The following is a 16,307-nucleotide window of genomic DNA, read 5'->3' as shown; positions in this document are numbered from 1 at the left end:
TCATATTAAATGGACAGAATACAATACCCTATGTATCATCCTTACCCACTTCTTTAAGTTAAATCTGATGCAATTTAAGCTAAAAATATAGTTTTGTTTAACTTTATCGAATAAAAGTTGAACACTTTTGAGTTTAAGGGAATGCTAAAATTGGATTTGCAAAGGGGGAATACGTGTTTATTGACTAATTTTGTCCTCTTATTTATTATCATGAAAAAAGTAGTTGTAGGCCTCTCAGGAGGTGTGGATTCAAGCGTAACGGCATACCTCTTGAAAGAGCAGGGGTATGAGGTAATAGGCTTGTTTATGAAGAATTGGCACGATGATTCCGTTACTATTTCGGAAGAATGCCCGTGGTTGGAGGATAGTAACGATGCTTTGATCGTGGCCGAGAAGTTGGGGATACCTTTTCAGACCGTAGATTTAAGCGTTCAGTATAAGGAACGGATCGTAGATTACATGTTCGCGGAATATGAAAAAGGACGTACCCCAAATCCTGACGTGCTCTGTAACCGTGAAATAAAATTCGACGTATTCATGGACATCGCCTTGCAATTGGGGGCCGATTACGTAGCTACGGGCCACTATTGTAGAAAGGGGGTCATTAAGAATGCAGATGGTTCGGAAACCTACCAGCTTTTGGCGGGTGTTGACGGGAACAAAGACCAGTCTTATTTTCTGTGTCAGCTTTCCCAAGAGCAATTGTCAAAAACTTTGTTTCCCATTGGCGATTTGAACAAGCCGGAAGTCCGACAGATCGCGGCCGACAATGATTTGATTACGGCCGATAAAAAAGATTCACAAGGACTTTGTTTTATAGGGAAGGTGCGTTTGCCGGAATTTCTTCAGCAAAAATTGAAGCCTAAACAAGGAGTCATTGTTGAAGTGCCGTCCGATGTTTCCCAATACCAAAAGGAACGGCCCCAGTTTGAAAGCAAACAGGCGGAACTTGCCTTTTATTCCGAAAAGCCTATATATAGCATTTCAGATGGTAAGGTGGTAGGCGAACATCAAGGGGCGCATTATTTCACCAAAGGACAGCGTAAAGGTCTTGATGTAGGGGGGACCAAAGAACCTCTTTTCGTAATCGATACCGACGTGGAAGAAAACGTGATTTATACGGGGCAGGGTAAATCGCACCCCGGTCTGTATAGAAGGACCCTTTTTATAACCGATGACGAATTGCATTGGGTGCGTACCGATTTGGCCCTGAACGATGGCGAAACACTTGAGGTAATGGCCCGAATTCGATATCGTCAACCCTTGCAGAAGGCAAGTTTGTATAAAGTCGATGGAGGATTGTATGTAGATTTCGAGGAAAAGCAATCGGCGATTACCGAAGGTCAGTTTGCCGCATGGTACCTTGGCGATGAACTTATTGGGTCGGGAGTAATTTCATAAAGGAAATTTTTCAATACTATATCGATGCAAAATAGAATTACGGAACTCTTCGGAATTAAATACCCGATCGTTCAGGCGGGAATGATATGGACTAGTGGCTGGCGACTGGCTTCTGCTGTTTCCAATGCCGGTGGATTGGGCTTGATCGGTGCCGGTAGCATGTATCCGGAAGTATTAAGGGAACATATAGAAAAATGCCAAGAGGCAACCGATAAGCCTTTTGGTGTCAATGTACCGATGCTCTATCCTGATTTGGATCGCTTGATCGATTGCATTGTTGGACTTGGGGTGAAAGTTGTTTTTACTTCGGCAGGAAATCCAAAAACATATACATCCTACTTAAAAGAAAAAGGAATTACGGTAGTTCATGTGGTCAGCAGCCTAAAGTTCGCCCTAAAGGCCCAAGAAGCCGGTGTAGATGCTATTGTAGCCGAAGGTTTTGAGGCCGGGGGGCATAATGGTCGCGATGAGACGACTACCTTGACCTTGATTCCTGCGGTAAAGGAAAAAATAGACATCCCTATCATTGCCGCCGGTGGAATAGCTACGGGTGCGGCCATGCTCGCCACTATGGTCTTGGGTGCCGACGGGGTACAAGTAGGGAGTAGGTTTGTTGCTAGTGATGAAGCTTCTTCCCATTTGTTGTTCAAGCAAAAAGTAGTGGAAGCCGGCGAGGGCGATACCCAGCTTACCTTGAAGGAATTGGCCCCGGTACGGCTTATAAAGAACAAGTTTTATAAAGATATAGAGCAGGCTTATGCCAAGGGGGCTAGAAAGGAAGAGCTAAAGGAACTCTTGGGAAGGGCGCGTGCCAAAAGGGGCATCTTTGAAGGTGATTTGGAAGAAGGGGAGCTCGAGATAGGCCAAGTGGCTTCGCTTATTCACGATATTAAACCGGCGGCCCGCATTGTAAGCGACTTGATGTCGGAATTTGAAAAGGCCAAACAAGGGATGTCTTTCCTCTAAAAAAAGCCATCAAAAAAAATAACAAAAAAATCCCTCCGTTTCTGGAGGGATTTTTTTTGGTGTTTAACCTTGTTTGAGATTGGCAAGGTACTCTATCAAGTTCCGTAATTCCCTTTTTGATATCAATCGGCCCATAGGTGGCATGGCCGATGGCATGTTTTCACGTTTGGCTATACGTGATATAGGGATGTCCAAAGGTTCGGCTTCCGATGTTCTCAAAGTAATCTCCTCATCGGTTTCGGCTTCGAGAATACCGCTTATTTTTTGTCCGTCTTTTAAGGTCAGGGAAACGCTACCGTATCCTGGGGCCAATCGGGCACTTGGTTCAATAAGTGCTTCCAAGATTTGCTCCCTACTTAGAATATTCCCTATGTTTTCAAGGGAAGGGCCTACGTCACCACCGGTACTGCCAATAGCGTGACAACGGGTACATTGTGCGGTAGGGTTCTTGTTGAATACGTTTCGGCCATCCCTATAATTCCCGCCGACCAAGGTTTCTTTAAAGGCGTCGATAGAGTTGCCGTTTTCCTTGAGCGGTTTTAGTTCGGCGATTAAAGTTTCGCTTCCAGTGGCCTCAACGGCCTCGATAAGGTCAAGAATAACACTTTGTTTAAGGCGGTCAGCGCTGGCTTCTTGTATCAATCCTTTTAAAACATCCCCACTCTTTTCGACGGGAAGTTCACCTAAAACGCTTAATAGTTGTTGCTGTTCGCGAACCGACCCCTTTTTGAAAATGGGGGTGATGATGTTCGGTAAGTTCTCTTTTGAGATATCCATCTTCGTCATCAGGCTTATGGCCGTGGTACGAACATTTTTATCGCCATCTTTCATGCCATACTGCATGGCGGTTTCGATTTTCTCATAGTTCAATGTGCCCAAGGCCTTTAAAATTTCAGACCTGACCTTTGGCGACTTGTCCTTTTTCATGATGGAGAAAAGGGTATTGTTATGGGTGTCGATTCCTAGGTTGGCCAAAGTGTTGGTAATGCCGATAAGAATTTCGGTATCGCTATCTTCAAGAAAATCGGGAATGTCTTTTTCTATCTTTTGCTTTACACTGTTGGGGTCTCTCTTGATTTCGCCTCGAAAGCGACCGTCTACCCGGTCAAGGACCGAGGGTTCGGCCCATGTGCCAATCGTAGCCAAGGCTTCACCTCTTAAAACGTTCGACCTATTCTTGTCTTTGGCGAAGGCAATAAGGTTTTCCAATTCCTTTTCACCGCCAACACGCAGTGCGGCATTGATTGCCCTACGCATTAAGGGTTCCGAATTGAATTTTTCTACGGTAAGCATTTCCGCAAGGGCGGGAAGCGCCGCTTCAATAGACCAGTCGTCATTAATGGCCCTGGCAGCTTCCGTTACAATGTATTCATCCCCATCGTTCAAGAATTGGGCGACCGCCGGGTCTTGGAGCCGGCGTAAAACGAGAACGGCGGCAATTCTAAGGCTTCGGTTCGGGTTATGTGCCAAAGGGATGATAGATTCGGTTTTTCCAATTCGGGATAAGGCCAGTACGGCCGCATGTCTTAAATAAACGTCTTCATCGTTGTTCGCTACAATTAAGTCTAGCAAGGGTTGTACGGCGGCTTCGGCCTTTGTTCTTCCCAAAGCTTGGGCAGCAAAAAACCGTACCCTAGGGTTGGTATGCCTTAATAGTCCGATTAATTTGGAAGTGGCTCCCGTATATCGTACATCGCCTAAAACTTTTGCGGCTTGGGCAATGATTTCAGGATCCTTATCGGATAATAGGTTAACCAAGGGTTCGGCTTCGGTGGCTTTTGTATCGGCCATTTGGCCAATACCCCAAATTGCGTGGATCCGGGCAAATTGATTCGGGCTTTCGGCGGCAACCTGTTTTAGGGCCTTATATCCTTTTGCGCCGTTCTTTGCCAATTGAAATTGGGCTTTTTTTCTGATGCGCATATCGCCGTATGAAAGCAATTTGACCAGTTCTTCGATTGACTGGGCCTCGTAGTCGAGCGTCATAAGGCGCTTGGTCTCCTGACGTTCTTTTTCAAGGTCGTTTTTAGAAGCGTTCACATCGAGCTTCCAGACCCGACCATAGTTTTTGGTGCCCCATCCGGTAATCCAGTCCGCAAGGTACATGGCGCCATCGGGGCCAAACTGGATTCCTGTAGGTAGAACGCCGCTCAAGATACTTTTATCGGTATTGAGTTCAAAACTGGCTCCCTTCGGTTTTAGGTCAAAGGCCCAGATATTGGAACGATCCGGGTTGCCCACAAATTCAACCAAAAAGAACTTGTTCAGCCAATCTTTACCTAGGGCGGTGCCTGGGTTATAAGTCATACCCGTAGGTCCGTTGTGGAAATTCTGTATAGGGGGGACAATGTATGCCGCTTGTCCTTCCCAGCGGGGAGTGAATAGTTTTTCATCCATCCAAACCTTATATCCGTTGTTCTTGGGGTCGGTATACTTGCCGTATTGCCAGTTGGAGCGCCATCCTGAATCGGAACCTTCCACGAGGTGTACAAGGCGTTCGCTTTCACCGGCGTGGTCGCCATCGTTATCGGAGGAGATAATATTTCCGTAGGCATCGAATACAAATTCATGGGTGTTTCTCAATCCTCTGGCGAATACCTCAAAATTGCTTCCGTCAGGGTTGCAGCGTACAATAACACCTTGGTTAGGGTATTTGAACTTTTGGCCGTCGGCAGTGGTAAGGTTGGCGCCAATATCACCTATGCCCCAGTAAATCTTGCCGTCGGGACCTTCAATGGCTCCTGACATACCATGGGCGGCAAAACCTATATGAACGGCGAAACCGTGGGCAAGGGAAGTTTTTTCGTCAAGGATCAAATCGTCGTTCGTATCGGTCAGGCGCCACATATCGGGTCCTACTCCTACAAAGACATCGTTGTCGCGCACTAAAAGTGCTCCGGCAACATCGGTAATCTCTTCGTTAAAATCTTCCAATATTCGGGTAGACCTATCGGCAATACCGTTATTGTTGCTGTCTTCCAGCATCCATACTTCGTCTTTTTCAACGGTAAGATCTTTCCAGTCATGGCTACCGTCTTCGTTCAAGTCTGGAAACCATTCGTTTTCCTCACTTTTTTCAGGGGCGAAGGTTTGGTGTAAAAACTTGCGGCGATCTTCTACCGATTGTAATGAAATTGAAGCGGTCATCCAATCTTGGTGTCCGCGGATGTCGAATTCCGAGTTTTTTTGTCGATTGGTACGGGTGAGGTAAACTCTGCCCTCATCGTCAATTTGCATGGCAATGGGGTCGGGCGCGAGAGAATCGGAAGCCCATAGACTCAATTCGAGTCCCTCTGCTATTTGGGGGTTAATGCTTTCCCTGATCTGTCTTGCCCGACTTACTTCGGTAAGCGAATCTTCAACGATTACCAAGGGCGTTTCCTTTGGTTTTTTCGGTGTGGATTCGCAGGAACAGAATAAGGTAAAAAAAAGCGCGAACGCGACGAACTGGGGGAGTTTGGTGTTGATTGTCATTATTGTTATGTATTCATTGGTATGGAGCCGATAAAAATAGGGAATAATGAATACAGAAAGCAATGTTGCCCCGTTTTTTTACTCTGCCGACACGGCCTTGACAATACGCATGGCCTGTTCCTTCTCGTCTTCACGGACATAGAGCTCTAGCGCACCATCCATATTGGCCGCAAACCCTGCTAAACGAGCCGATTGCGACTCATCCTTGATTATGGGCGCTATGCCGACTTCCTTCAATTTCCCTTCGATTAGTTGTGCCGTAAAACGATTCCCGGAGTAGATTTTAACATCATTTGTGTTCATAGCATTGTTTTTATAACAATATGAAGTTATGGTGTTATTCCAAATTTGTGTCCCCTTAAAACGTTAATTTTTGATCATATAAAACTTGGTAAAAACAAGAGTCTAGTTTTTAGGGGGGATAAGGACGCTTTTTGTAACCAGTAACTGACCTACATGGCGTTGGCTGTGTTCGGCAGCGTGAAATAACAGGCCTAGGGTAGTTGAAGGAAGCTTTTTTCTTCCTACCGAACGTACTTCCCCTAAGGTGGCCTCGTTTAGGGTCTTAAAAAAAGATAGGGCCTCTTGGGTCTTTTCCTGAAAAGCGGAAACCAATTGTTTGACGGTGAGCCCGTCGTCGGCTTGGCCTTCTCTGGAGAGATAGCCAAACTGTTCTTCCGACAAGCTTTCGGCCCGGGCATAGCTCAACATGCGGTCTAATACCCCGGTAATGTGTTGTAAATGAAAGCCTACCGAAGCGCGACCGGCAACTTTGGTCCATAATTTGTCTTGTGGAAAGTGGATAAGGTAGCGCTCTATTTCTTCTGAAGATTGTAACAGGGCGTGTGCCGCGGGTTGTAGTAGAGCGGGTATTTCCGGTATAGGGCCGCGAAGCCAGACTTCAGGTTTTTGGTTTTGCATCTGCTCAAAATTTAGGATCCGGGGTTCAATGGCTGTGCCGGTAGTGCTGCTTTAAAATATCTTGGCCGAAGTCATTGGTCAGGTCGCGGACTACGGTGTGTACATGGTTGGCATTGTTTTGGGTATTGTCGTATTCAATAAGGATGGTCGGTCCGTAAATGCGGTAGTAGTGTCCTTTTCCGGGTTTTAGGCTTCCGGCCCAGCTAAAGGAGAGCTTGTTGATGCCGGCCTCTTCAATTTTGGATTTTAACGATTTTGAAAACTTGGCTTCGTAGTTGCCTAAATACAGGTCCAACAAGTTTAGGAAGAGGTTTTTTTGCGTTTTGGATAAATCGGTGAACGAAATTCCGTCAGGCTCTGGTCGAGATACGGTTCTTTGGTTACCGGTGATTATTTCGTAGGGCGCCTTTTCGGCAAACAAGGCCTGGGCGAGTTGTGGTTCTGTTAGGGAGTGAACAAATGAAAACCCCATTTCGGTCTCTTTTTGAAGCACTTGTTTTCCCTTGGATTGTCCGTGGGGCACGATGCCCGGATTGGAGCCCATAAAGGTAGGTGTGGCCGACAGGATAGTTCCTTTGGAAGCTACAAAGTTCAATGATAGGTGATGCCCTTCAAACCGCCAGCCCCAAAAGTCCTTGGCTGTGGGGTTTCCGAAAATACAAAAATGGTAGTTAAGGGCATCCCGCATCGGAGATCCATCGGGCATAGTGAGCTGGTTCTTTTCAATAAGGGCCAGAACGTCTTCAAGGTCCATGATTTCAGAAGTTTTACGTAAGCCTTCCTTGCTTAAGGATGTTTTTAATAAGGCCAAGGCGGCCTCTTTTTGAATCGCGTCAAAGTCGTTGAAGGTGGGACCTTTTCTTTCTAGGGGTACATAGTTGAAGTTGAAACGTTCGTCGTCGTTTAGTTTGAACTGGGCTTCTTGGCGTAATTCATCGGTCAGCGAAAGAAGAAAGGTTTCCGCTAGTACATGTAATTCTTGGGCTTGTCCTATTTGAAAAGTAATCAGGGCAAGCAGTGATACGACGCTTTGTTTGATGGTCATGGTATTGTCTGGCTAAAAGGTGCTGGTATCCCTAAATTTAGGGAACTCGATTGAATTTGCGGGCAGACTCGACCTAAAACTTGCTATAGTGTGCCTTTTGTGAAGCAAGCCGGTATTGAAAAGCTGTTCAAATAGTGGAAAACTAATAAAGATTGTAGTTCAAAAGACTTAATGTCGGTTTTTGAACAAGGTTCAATTCGTCGGTATACCCGGCTTTTTTGAAAATTCGTAGTAGCTTACCGTAGTCGTTACCGCTGGTTATCAGCTTTAGTTGGTATTCGTCACATTTGATGATGACCTGGGTCTCGGTAATCTTGTGTTCCGATGGGTATACTTTAAAATAACGCGAAATACTACTAGGGATGCCCAATTTGAGTAAAATGTGCATGGGCGACAAGCAGAATGTATCAATGGTTTCCTTCCCTTTTATCAAGCTGATCGAGCGTATTTCGTCTTTCAACAAGGGGATAATATTGTCAGTGCCGTCAAAATTCCCTACTACCATTACCCCTTTAGGTAGGATTTCTAAATTACATTGGGTCTGACATAATAAAAGATCGGTTTTGTAATCTTTGTTTTTGAAATCTACAAGACGGAACCTATACTTTGGTTTTTTATTTGAAAAATTTACGATGTTCTTTGATGATTTCGCAAATCGTGGAAGTGTTTCTTTCATTCCTGTTCTAGTAGGTTTGGTTCGTCGTTATAGTTTTCTCTGTGGCATTCCGCATGCCGTGGGGGGTGCGCAATTTACAGAATAATACCATATTTTTTGCCGTGGTATTTCGTCTAGTGGTATAAACTAAGGTTATCAGGTGTGCATTTTGTCGATAATATATAAGCACAATAAGGGTTGGCAAATAGCTGTTTTTCCGTCAAAAAGTTATCAACAGGATTTTTGGGGATAAACTGTTGAAATCTTATGAAAAATTTATTTGCTAAATTGATTTAATTGAAAACCTTAGCTTTTATAGAAGTCCGCGGGCCTTGATCTCTAAATAGGTGTTAATGGTATTGACGGTAAGCTTTTCAGGTTGCGTAAGAATAGTCTGTATACCGTATTTTTGAAGTTCTTTTTGCATCAGTCGTTTTTCGAGCGAGAATTTTTCGGCAATAGTTTTATGGTAGATGCCCTGAAGGTCTTCTGCCTCTTTCGTTATTAGCTCTTCGAGTTCGGTGTTCTCAAAGAATATGACCACAAGTAGGTGCTTTTTTGCGATGGCCACCAAAAAGGGAAGTTGTCTTTTTAAGGCGGATATATGTTCAAAATTGGTGTACAAGAGCAGTAAACTTCGCTGATTGACATTGCGTTTTATATGGGCGTACAGCATGCCGTAATCTGCATCGGTAAATTCGGTATTAATGTGGTAAAGTTTTTCAAGTATAGTGTTGAGGTGGGTGATTTTCTGAATTGCCGGAACAAAGGATTCTATTTTCTTTGAAAAAGTGATCATGCCCGTTTTGTCGTTTCGTTTTAGGGCGACATTTGAAAAGGCCAAAGCGGAATTGATGGCATAATCCAAAAGTTTTAGGCCGTTAAAGGGCATTTTCATGACCCGCCCCGTGTCGATAACGGAATAGATAGGTTGTGAGCGTTCATCTTGGTACTGATTGACCATCAACTGGTTGTTTTTGGCGGTGGCCTTCCAGTTTACCGTCCTATAATCGTCACCTAGAACGTATTCCTTGATCTGTTCAAATTCTTGGGTGTGCCCGATCCGGCGTATCTTTTTGAGTCCCACTTCCGTGAGACGGTTGTTCATGGCCAAGAAATCGTATTGCTGCATTTGAATGATGCTGGGGTAGACCGGCACCATTTGGTCTTTTTGAAAAACGAATCTACGTTTGATGATCCTAAGTGGGGAAGAAGCATAGATGTTCAGGTGGCCGAATACATATTCGCCGCGCTCGACCGGGCGTACGGTGTATCTGTGCTCTCGTTTTTCGCCATTTTTTAACCGTGTCTTGTATTCAAAATCACGTTTTTGGAACTGTACGGGTAGCTCGTCTATTATAGACAGGTAGGTGGTGAAAGGGTAGTGGCTTTCAAACTGTATGGTAATGGGGTTTTCGTCGCTGTTCGATAGCTTTTTGGGGAGGGTCCGTAGGCCTCGGATAGCTTTGGGGGCAGCGTAGAGCAGGTACAGGTCAAAGAGCAGCAAGGCCGCCAATAGCATGGTCAAAAGCCAGGCGATGGGATAGAGTGCGGGGAGCCAATAGCTCATGATGAAGCAGGCGGCAAGCAGGGCGATGTACCGAAAGAAAACGTTGTGTATGTAGAGCGATCTTATGAACTGCATATTTACCTCGGGATTTCCACCGACTCGGTTATCATTTGTACCACGCTTTCCGTGGTCATGCCTTCCATTTCGCGTTCGGGCGTTAAAATGACCCTATGGTTGAGTACGGGTACAAGTGCTTTTTTGACATCTTCTGGTGTTACAAAATCCCTTCCATTGATGGCGGCAAAGGCCTTGGCCGCATTTAAGGTGGCAATCGATGCCCTAGGGGATCCGCCCAAATACAAATGGGGGTGGTTTCTCGTTTTGGTGATAATGTCCGCAATGTATTTGATGATCTTTTCCTCAACGATAACCTCTTGGATCTTGTTTTTATATTCGTTCAGTTCATCGGGGCTCACCACGCCATTGATCCTTTCCTTGGCTATGGCTCCTTTGCGTTCATGGTGGCTCTTGATAATCAAGACTTCTTCTTCCAAAGAAGGGTAGTCGACCTTTATTTTAAATAGAAATCGGTCTAATTGTGCTTCGGGAAGGGCATAGGTGCCTTCTTGTTCAATAGGGTTTTGGGTAGCCAATACCATAAAGGGGCGATCCATTTTATAGGTCTGGCCGTCCATGGTGATCTGTCTTTCTTCCATGGTCTCGAACATGGCGGCTTGGGTTTTGGCAGGGGCGCGGTTGATCTCGTCGATCAAAACGATATTTGAAAATATAGGACCTTTTTTATATTCGAACTCCGACAGTTTTACATTGAAAATAGAGGTGCCGAGAATGTCGCTGGGCATTAGGTCGGGGGTAAATTGGATCCTGTTAAAATCGGTTTTCAGGGTTTTGGCAAAGAGTTTGGCCGTAACCGTTTTGGCAATACCGGGCACCCCTTCTATAAGGACGTGGCCGTCTACCAAAAGTGATACGATCAAAAGTTCTATAAAATTCTCTTGTCCGATAATGACTTTGGAGAGTTCTTTTTTTATCCGGTCAACTGCGTTTTTTAGTTCGTCTAAGGGAATTCGGTTGTTGAAGTGGAGTTCTTCGTTAGGATCGTGCGTTTCTTCCATGTGCTTTGTTTTTGAATTTTTCTATAGCCGTATTCAATTGTTGTAATTCGGTGTCGGTCAGGTTCGCTTTGGTTTCCACTTGATCTATAAGTGAAAAAAGCGAAGCGATCTGCTCTTGGGTATGGTGGCTTCGCGATGCCAAGTTTTTAAAGAAATCGTCTGTCCTTTCCGTAGTATTCAGATAAAAATGTGACCGAAGGTATTCTAAAAAATGGACGATCTTATGTTGGGCAATTTGTTTTCCTTCCCCTTTTTCAAAATACATGTCGGCGATGGTACGGGTAAAGGCCAAGGTTTGGTTTTTTAGAGGGGTGACGATAGGTATGGCCCTTTGTTTGCGTTTTCCTTCAAAAAATACGTACATGACGACTCCTATCAATACGAGGTAATAGGCCCATTTAAATTCCTTGGTATTCAGAAAAACGTGCATGGGAGACGTATAGACCGCTTTTCCGGCTTTATGATAGTTATCTATGTAAATGGTGCGGGTGTCATCGAGGTAAGAGAGTAGGCCCGCCGTATACTGTTTGTTATCGTTCTTTAAGATAAAATAATTGGTAAAGGCTTTGGGGAATGTGCTGAGCACGATTTCGCCTTTGCCGTAAGCTATTTTGATGACGTTGGCGAAACCAGGGGTTTCGGTATTGTTCTCGTTGGAAACCGTACCCAAGACGGTTGTGATTTCGTTTTTGTACGCATCGAAATAGGTGGCGTAATCGTCTTTTTTGAAGGTATAGGCATTTTCGGGTTTTAAAGTGGGGTTGACCAGCTTGTGCCGATACGAACGTATATTTTCGAATCCATTAAAAAGGCTTGCCGTATTAAGCTTAAGGGTATCTAAAAGTGTCTTCTCAAAATTTTCCGAAGCAATGAAAAGGGTATTCCCTTGGGTGGTCCAATCTAAAAGGGCGAACAGCTCGGTGTCGCCAAAATTTATGGAGTTGTTTACGAAAAAGTAGGTTCCCGAAGTTTTTTTGTTCATCGATAAGAACTCAAAGGGCGATAGGTTTACCTGCTGTGTCCGATCTTGAAAAAGACCTTGCATCACATCGTTCAAGACATAGGTGCCGTAGGGAATTTTGTGTTTGGCCACATAGGAGTCGCCCCAGTTTATCTCTTTGGGCCGGTTGTATTGAAACAACATCAGGAGTACCAAGGTGCCAACGGCAACAATGATGTATTTGAGGCCTTTTTTATCCATTTTTTTGTATCGATTTTTCTATGGATAAAAATGTTTGCTTTGCCCTCTGGTATCCTGTTTCGTCTATGGGGAAATCACCATACCATATAAAATTGTACAAGTGGGTAATATGTGTGAACGGGTCTTTGAGGCCTGAATTTGATATTTCCCGTAGATAATCGTCATTGGTTTTTTGGGGTTCCCAGGCGATCAATTCTTTTTCGCCCATCAATTTGAGCAGGTGTAGGTACCAATAACGCACCGCAAGTCGAAAATCATTTTTTAAGAGGGCCTCCTGTATGAGGTCGTGGATGTTCTCGTTTTTAATGATATGTTCCTCTTCGGAAAGCGAAACCAGGGACTGGTTTTTTTGGGCCGCTTGAAGGGCCCTGGCATTGATGTTAAGAAAAAACCGTATCAAAATATAGATCAATAGGCCTAAAAGTAAATAGGGTACAAGCCGTATGAGTCCCGCAAGAATACCCGAGGCTTTTCCAACGCCGAAAATAAGTTCCAGTGTGCGAAGCATTAGATTGCCGAGCCAACTTTTAAAATTGTCCCACCAAGTGGCTTCGGCTTCGAAGGTTTCATAATTGAAAGCCTTGTCGTTTTGGTAAGGAAGCAGGTCGGCATCACTGATTTTTTTAACCTTCAGTGGCTCGGAGTCGTACGAAATCTTCAATGAGTCCTGTGGCATGGCAAAGGCCATGGAGCAACACAGGGCAAAACAAAAAAAGAAAAACGTTTTTGGCATATTTATTCTTCGAAGGTTCGGCCGAGATTTTTTATACGTTCATAGGTGCCGGTAAAGTTCTTTTTTTCGTTCAGGTCAAAATAGATCAAAACGCCTGCCACGACGGATATGATATTCAAAAGAAACTGAGCGAGTGTACCCATACTGCCCAAAACGATGGATATCGAGTCGGCGGTCCCAAAATTTTCCATGTCTATTTCACCTGATAATATTCCCATTTTGGCATAGTTGTAAATAGTAGCGGGCAAGGCAAAGGCATAGCCGGTAACCATAACGATAATGCCCACCACGAAGAGCGAGGCAAAGGTGATCCACCAATAATCCTTGACCAGTTTGAAACTGTCGCTAAAAGCATCTGAAACAGTTTTGCTTTCAAAGGCGAGTAAGCAAAACGACAAAGATAGGGGCACGTATAGATAGATACCGGGTATAAGGCAGAAAAGAAAACCACATCCTGCACAGATAGCTACTAAAAAACCTAGGCCGATAAACTTCCAAAATGATTCGTAAACGTTTTGCTTTATTTCGTCAAAATCGATATTGCCCTCGTTCTTAATGTACGACTTAATATAGAAAAGGGTAGTGGCCTGGGCCATTATATACGAAGTGATCGTGGTAATGAGGAAGGCGAGCGTAACGATGAAGAAAAGTAAGGGAAGGCCCATTGAGGAAGAGAGGGCGTCATTTCTCTGAACAAAATCCCCTGTTTGGTACATGTAAAATCCGTAGCAAACGATCATGGCCACAAGATAGGGGCCGACCAGTTTGAAGAAAGTAGTGAAAAATGATTTGAAATCGTTTCTCAAAAAAGCAAAGGTGTCGGATAAGATTTGGCCCATCTCCCGTTGTTTTTTGAACTCTATGTATTGTTTCATGGATTTGGTCTTTTATGCAGTCGTTTAGGGTATATAACGTAGTAAAATAAAATTAGTGCCAAAGAGGCCAAAATAATACAAACGGCAAGAAAGTCGGGCATTTCGGTATGTCGGGTGACAAAACCTTCGAGAAAGCCCGCTATGACAAAGAAGGGGATTGTACTCACCATAACTTTTAGTCCGTTCCGAACCCCTCTTTTAAACGATTCAATTCGCGTGTAGGTTCCGGGAAAAAGAATGCCATTGGCCAATACCAGTCCAGCGCAACCGGCAATGATGATGACCGATATTTCTATGGTGCCGTGGATCCAAATGGTGCGCACCGATTCCCATAACAATCCTTTTTCGTAAAAGAAGTACTGAAAGCTGCCCAGCATAATACCGTTATGCATCATAATATACAAGGTGCCTATTCCTAGCATAATACCGTAGGCAAAGGCCATAAGGGCCACGCGTATATTGTTGATGGTGATGCCCAAGAACATGTTGAATTCACCCATTTGCTTGTAGACTGCCATAGGGTCGCCCTTTTCAATGTTTTCGAGGGTCATGTTTACATAGGCATCGCCTAATATCGAACGTACAAAAGTACCTTCGTTGGCCGCAGAGAAGGCTCCGACCATACTAAAGAACAGAAACACCAAAAAAGAAATGAGCAACTCCCTTTGGTGGTAGAAGAACATTTTCGGAAATTCCGTTTTCCAGAATTCGATTATTCGATTTTTGGGTTCGCGTTTGGTCTTGTAAATCTTTTGATGGGCCTGGGAGGCCAGATTATTCAAATAGAACTCTGTGTTGCTTCCCGGATAAAAAGTTTTGGCGTAGCTGAGGTGGTCGGTGATCTCTATATAAAGATTGGACAATTTATCGGGCGTCAACTTCGTTTTGTTGGTCAGGGCACTTTCAAAAGTAGCCCATTTGTCTTTATTTTGTTTTACAAAGGCGGCCTCGCGCATTAACGTTTGGTTTATACCAAAGAAACGAAACTATGGAACAATTTCAAATAGAAACGGCTCAAAATATAACCATAAGCCAGAATACCGCACACCTCGGGGAACGTATGTTGGCCTACCTCGTCGATAGTTTAATTATCCTCGCTTATACCGTACTTGCGGTTGTAACCTTGCTTGCCATGGATTTGGATTTCAGTGATATGTGGGCGCTATACCTACTTTTGAGCCTGCCCGCATTTTTGTATTATGTGCTTCTTGAAACTTTTACCGATGGGCGTACCGTAGGAAAGGCCCTTATGAAGATCCGCGTGGTTAAGTTAGATGGTTCAAAGCCCGGTTTTTCCAGTTATTTCGTTCGGTGGATCTTAAGGATTATCGATGTGGTGCTCAGCTCGGGGGGTGTTGCCGTACTTACCATTCTATTTCGGGGCAATGGCCAGCGTGTTGGTGATATAGCCGCCGGTACCACGGTAATCAGCGAAAAAAAGCGAATTTCGTTAAGCGATACCTTGCTGCGTGACCTACCTGACGATTATACTCCGCAATTCCCGCAAGTGACCGTATTTAAAGATAGCGAGATGCAAACGATTAAAGAGCTTTACGAATCGGCAAAACGGAAGGGGAATCATAATGTAATCGTATCTTTGAGCGATCAAATAAAAAAGGTGGCACAGATTACGACCGATATGAAACCTATTGATTTTGTAGATGTAGTGGTCAACGATTACAGCTACTACACTCAGCGACTCTAGCAATGGTAATAGCTTTTGTCTGAGGGTGAACGGAATCGACTCAGAAATACCCTGTAATGCATGTTTTATTTTCTAATCGATATTTTAGGTACCATAGCTTTTGCTATTTCCGGGGTCTTGGTGGCCATGGATAAAAAACTCGACTTGTTCGGAATTTTTATCGTAGCCTTCGTTACGGCGGTGGGTGGTGGTACCCTTCGCGATGTACTTATCGGCAATACGCCCGTACTCTGGATGCGCGAGCCTATCTACATTACCGTAATCACCGGGGCGGTCATCTTTTCGGTTATTTTTGTTCGCCAATTGAAATACTTAAGAAAAACCCTGTTCTTATTCGACACTATAGGCATAGGTCTTTTTACGATGTTGGGTATAGAAAAAGGTCTGGCAATAGACCTCTTGCCCGTAATGTGCATAGCCTTGGGTACTATTACCGCATGCTTTGGAGGGGTTATTCGCGATATGCTTTGCAATGAAATTCCCGTTATCTTCAGGAGGAAGGAAATATATGCCACCGCCTGTATTTTGGGGGGAATCAGTTATTTTGTTTTGGTGCTGTTGCCCTTTGACGGTGCCTATGCCTATGTGGCGGCCATCTTGATTATTATTGTTACCCGATTGTTGGCGGTTAAATTCGGTATAGCACTGCCCAACATTTACGGTAAAATCGAAAGCTAAGTTGTTG

Annotated in this window: 15 protein-coding genes; 4 read left to right on the top strand and 11 right to left on the bottom strand. The window is 44.3% G+C overall.

Annotated elements, in window-relative coordinates; translation table 11 throughout:
* The first annotated feature begins 210 nt into the window (after positions 1 to 210).
* Both mnmA and BW980_RS18245 read left to right on the top strand, forming a co-directional pair.
* A complete protein-coding gene (gene mnmA, locus BW980_RS18250; RefSeq protein WP_076456670.1) occupies positions 211 to 1,401 on the top strand; it encodes a tRNA 2-thiouridine(34) synthase MnmA in 1,191 nt (396 codons plus the stop codon).
* A 24-nt stretch (positions 1,402 to 1,425) separates the two neighbouring features.
* Positions 1,426 to 2,367, top strand: a complete 942-nt coding sequence (locus tag BW980_RS18245; protein ID WP_076456600.1) for an NAD(P)H-dependent flavin oxidoreductase — start codon at positions 1,426 to 1,428, stop codon at positions 2,365 to 2,367.
* Between the two features lie 63 nt (positions 2,368 to 2,430).
* Here BW980_RS18245 and BW980_RS18240 read toward each other — a convergent pair whose 3' ends face one another.
* From BW980_RS18240 to BW980_RS18190, 11 genes are all read right to left on the bottom strand, one after another.
* On the bottom strand, positions 2,431 to 5,841 hold the full coding sequence (locus BW980_RS18240) for a HEAT repeat domain-containing protein (RefSeq protein ID WP_076456599.1): 3,411 nt from the start codon (positions 5,839 to 5,841) through the stop codon (positions 2,431 to 2,433).
* A gap of 78 nt (positions 5,842 to 5,919) precedes the next feature.
* The gene (locus tag BW980_RS18235; protein ID WP_076456598.1) at positions 5,920 to 6,144 is read right to left on the bottom strand and encodes a putative signal transducing protein; all 225 of its coding nucleotides are present in this window, start codon (positions 6,142 to 6,144) and stop codon (positions 5,920 to 5,922) included.
* 102 nt (positions 6,145 to 6,246) lie between these two features.
* Positions 6,247 to 6,762 carry a DinB family protein gene (locus BW980_RS18230; RefSeq protein WP_076456597.1) on the bottom strand — a complete coding sequence of 172 codons (516 nt, stop codon included), beginning with the start codon at positions 6,760 to 6,762 and terminating at the stop codon, positions 6,247 to 6,249.
* 25 nt (positions 6,763 to 6,787) lie between these two features.
* Positions 6,788 to 7,807 (bottom strand): DUF3500 domain-containing protein, encoded by a 1,020-nt coding sequence (locus BW980_RS18225; RefSeq protein ID WP_076456596.1) that lies wholly within the window; start codon positions 7,805 to 7,807, stop codon positions 6,788 to 6,790.
* A gap of 142 nt (positions 7,808 to 7,949) precedes the next feature.
* A complete protein-coding gene (locus BW980_RS18220) occupies positions 7,950 to 8,483 on the bottom strand; it encodes a hypothetical protein (protein ID WP_076456595.1) in 534 nt (177 codons plus the stop codon).
* A 292-nt stretch (positions 8,484 to 8,775) separates the two neighbouring features.
* On the bottom strand, positions 8,776 to 10,107 hold the full coding sequence (locus BW980_RS18215) for a DUF58 domain-containing protein (RefSeq protein ID WP_076456594.1): 1,332 nt from the start codon (positions 10,105 to 10,107) through the stop codon (positions 8,776 to 8,778).
* 2 nt (positions 10,108 to 10,109) lie between these two features.
* The gene (locus tag BW980_RS18210) at positions 10,110 to 11,108 is read right to left on the bottom strand and encodes an AAA family ATPase (RefSeq protein WP_076456593.1); all 999 of its coding nucleotides are present in this window, start codon (positions 11,106 to 11,108) and stop codon (positions 10,110 to 10,112) included.
* Positions 11,086 to 12,309, bottom strand: a complete 1,224-nt coding sequence (locus BW980_RS18205) for a DUF4350 domain-containing protein (RefSeq protein WP_076456592.1) — start codon at positions 12,307 to 12,309, stop codon at positions 11,086 to 11,088. Before BW980_RS18205 ends, BW980_RS18210 begins: the two co-directional genes overlap by 23 nt.
* On the bottom strand, positions 12,302 to 13,042 hold the full coding sequence (locus BW980_RS18200; protein WP_076456591.1) for a DUF4129 domain-containing protein: 741 nt from the start codon (positions 13,040 to 13,042) through the stop codon (positions 12,302 to 12,304). Before BW980_RS18200 ends, BW980_RS18205 begins: the two co-directional genes overlap by 8 nt.
* A gap of 2 nt (positions 13,043 to 13,044) precedes the next feature.
* Positions 13,045 to 13,917, bottom strand: a complete 873-nt coding sequence (locus tag BW980_RS18195) for a hypothetical protein (RefSeq protein ID WP_076456590.1) — start codon at positions 13,915 to 13,917, stop codon at positions 13,045 to 13,047.
* A complete protein-coding gene (locus BW980_RS18190) occupies positions 13,914 to 14,873 on the bottom strand; it encodes a stage II sporulation protein M (RefSeq protein WP_076456589.1) in 960 nt (319 codons plus the stop codon). The genes BW980_RS18195 and BW980_RS18190 overlap by 4 nt, the downstream gene beginning before the upstream one ends.
* 32 nt (positions 14,874 to 14,905) lie before the next feature.
* Here BW980_RS18190 and BW980_RS18185 point away from each other — a divergent pair, with 32 nt between their 5' ends.
* Together BW980_RS18185 and BW980_RS18180 are read left to right on the top strand one after the other, a co-directional pair.
* A complete protein-coding gene (locus tag BW980_RS18185; RefSeq protein ID WP_076456588.1) occupies positions 14,906 to 15,622 on the top strand; it encodes an RDD family protein in 717 nt (238 codons plus the stop codon).
* Between the two features lie 60 nt (positions 15,623 to 15,682).
* Positions 15,683 to 16,300 carry a trimeric intracellular cation channel family protein gene (locus BW980_RS18180; RefSeq protein ID WP_076456587.1) on the top strand — a complete coding sequence of 206 codons (618 nt, stop codon included), beginning with the start codon at positions 15,683 to 15,685 and terminating at the stop codon, positions 16,298 to 16,300.
* The last annotated feature ends 7 nt before the right edge of the window (positions 16,301 to 16,307 follow it).

The sequence above is a fragment of the Zobellia uliginosa genome, assembly GCF_900156625.1.
Classification (GTDB): domain Bacteria; phylum Bacteroidota; class Bacteroidia; order Flavobacteriales; family Flavobacteriaceae; genus Zobellia; species Zobellia uliginosa.
This window is presented reverse-complemented; position numbering and strand designations above follow the sequence as displayed.

Excerpts from the sequence above, each read along its gene's own strand:
- BW980_RS18180 (WP_076456587.1), top strand. The coding sequence starts at position 15,683 with ATGTTTTATTTTCTAATCGATATTTTAGGTACCATAGCTTTTGCTATT.
- BW980_RS18245 (WP_076456600.1), top strand. The coding sequence starts at position 1,426 with ATGCAAAATAGAATTACGGAACTCTTCGGAATTAAATACCCGATCGTT.
- BW980_RS18190 (WP_076456589.1), bottom strand. The coding sequence starts at position 14,873 with ATGCGCGAGGCCGCCTTTGTAAAACAAAATAAAGACAAATGGGCTACT.
- BW980_RS18210 (WP_076456593.1), bottom strand. The coding sequence starts at position 11,108 with ATGGAAGAAACGCACGATCCTAACGAAGAACTCCACTTCAACAACCGA.
- BW980_RS18200 (WP_076456591.1), bottom strand. The coding sequence starts at position 13,042 with ATGCCAAAAACGTTTTTCTTTTTTTGTTTTGCCCTGTGTTGCTCCATG.
- BW980_RS18185 (WP_076456588.1), top strand. The coding sequence starts at position 14,906 with ATGGAACAATTTCAAATAGAAACGGCTCAAAATATAACCATAAGCCAG.
- BW980_RS18215 (WP_076456594.1), bottom strand. The coding sequence starts at position 10,107 with ATGCAGTTCATAAGATCGCTCTACATACACAACGTTTTCTTTCGGTAC.
- mnmA (WP_076456670.1), top strand. The coding sequence starts at position 211 with ATGAAAAAAGTAGTTGTAGGCCTCTCAGGAGGTGTGGATTCAAGCGTA.
- BW980_RS18235 (WP_076456598.1), bottom strand. The coding sequence starts at position 6,144 with ATGAACACAAATGATGTTAAAATCTACTCCGGGAATCGTTTTACGGCA.
- BW980_RS18225 (WP_076456596.1), bottom strand. The coding sequence starts at position 7,807 with ATGACCATCAAACAAAGCGTCGTATCACTGCTTGCCCTGATTACTTTT.
- BW980_RS18240 (WP_076456599.1), bottom strand. The coding sequence starts at position 5,841 with ATGACAATCAACACCAAACTCCCCCAGTTCGTCGCGTTCGCGCTTTTT.
- BW980_RS18205 (WP_076456592.1), bottom strand. The coding sequence starts at position 12,309 with ATGGATAAAAAAGGCCTCAAATACATCATTGTTGCCGTTGGCACCTTG.
- BW980_RS18220 (WP_076456595.1), bottom strand. The coding sequence starts at position 8,483 with ATGAAAGAAACACTTCCACGATTTGCGAAATCATCAAAGAACATCGTA.
- BW980_RS18230 (WP_076456597.1), bottom strand. The coding sequence starts at position 6,762 with ATGCAAAACCAAAAACCTGAAGTCTGGCTTCGCGGCCCTATACCGGAA.
- BW980_RS18195 (WP_076456590.1), bottom strand. The coding sequence starts at position 13,917 with ATGAAACAATACATAGAGTTCAAAAAACAACGGGAGATGGGCCAAATC.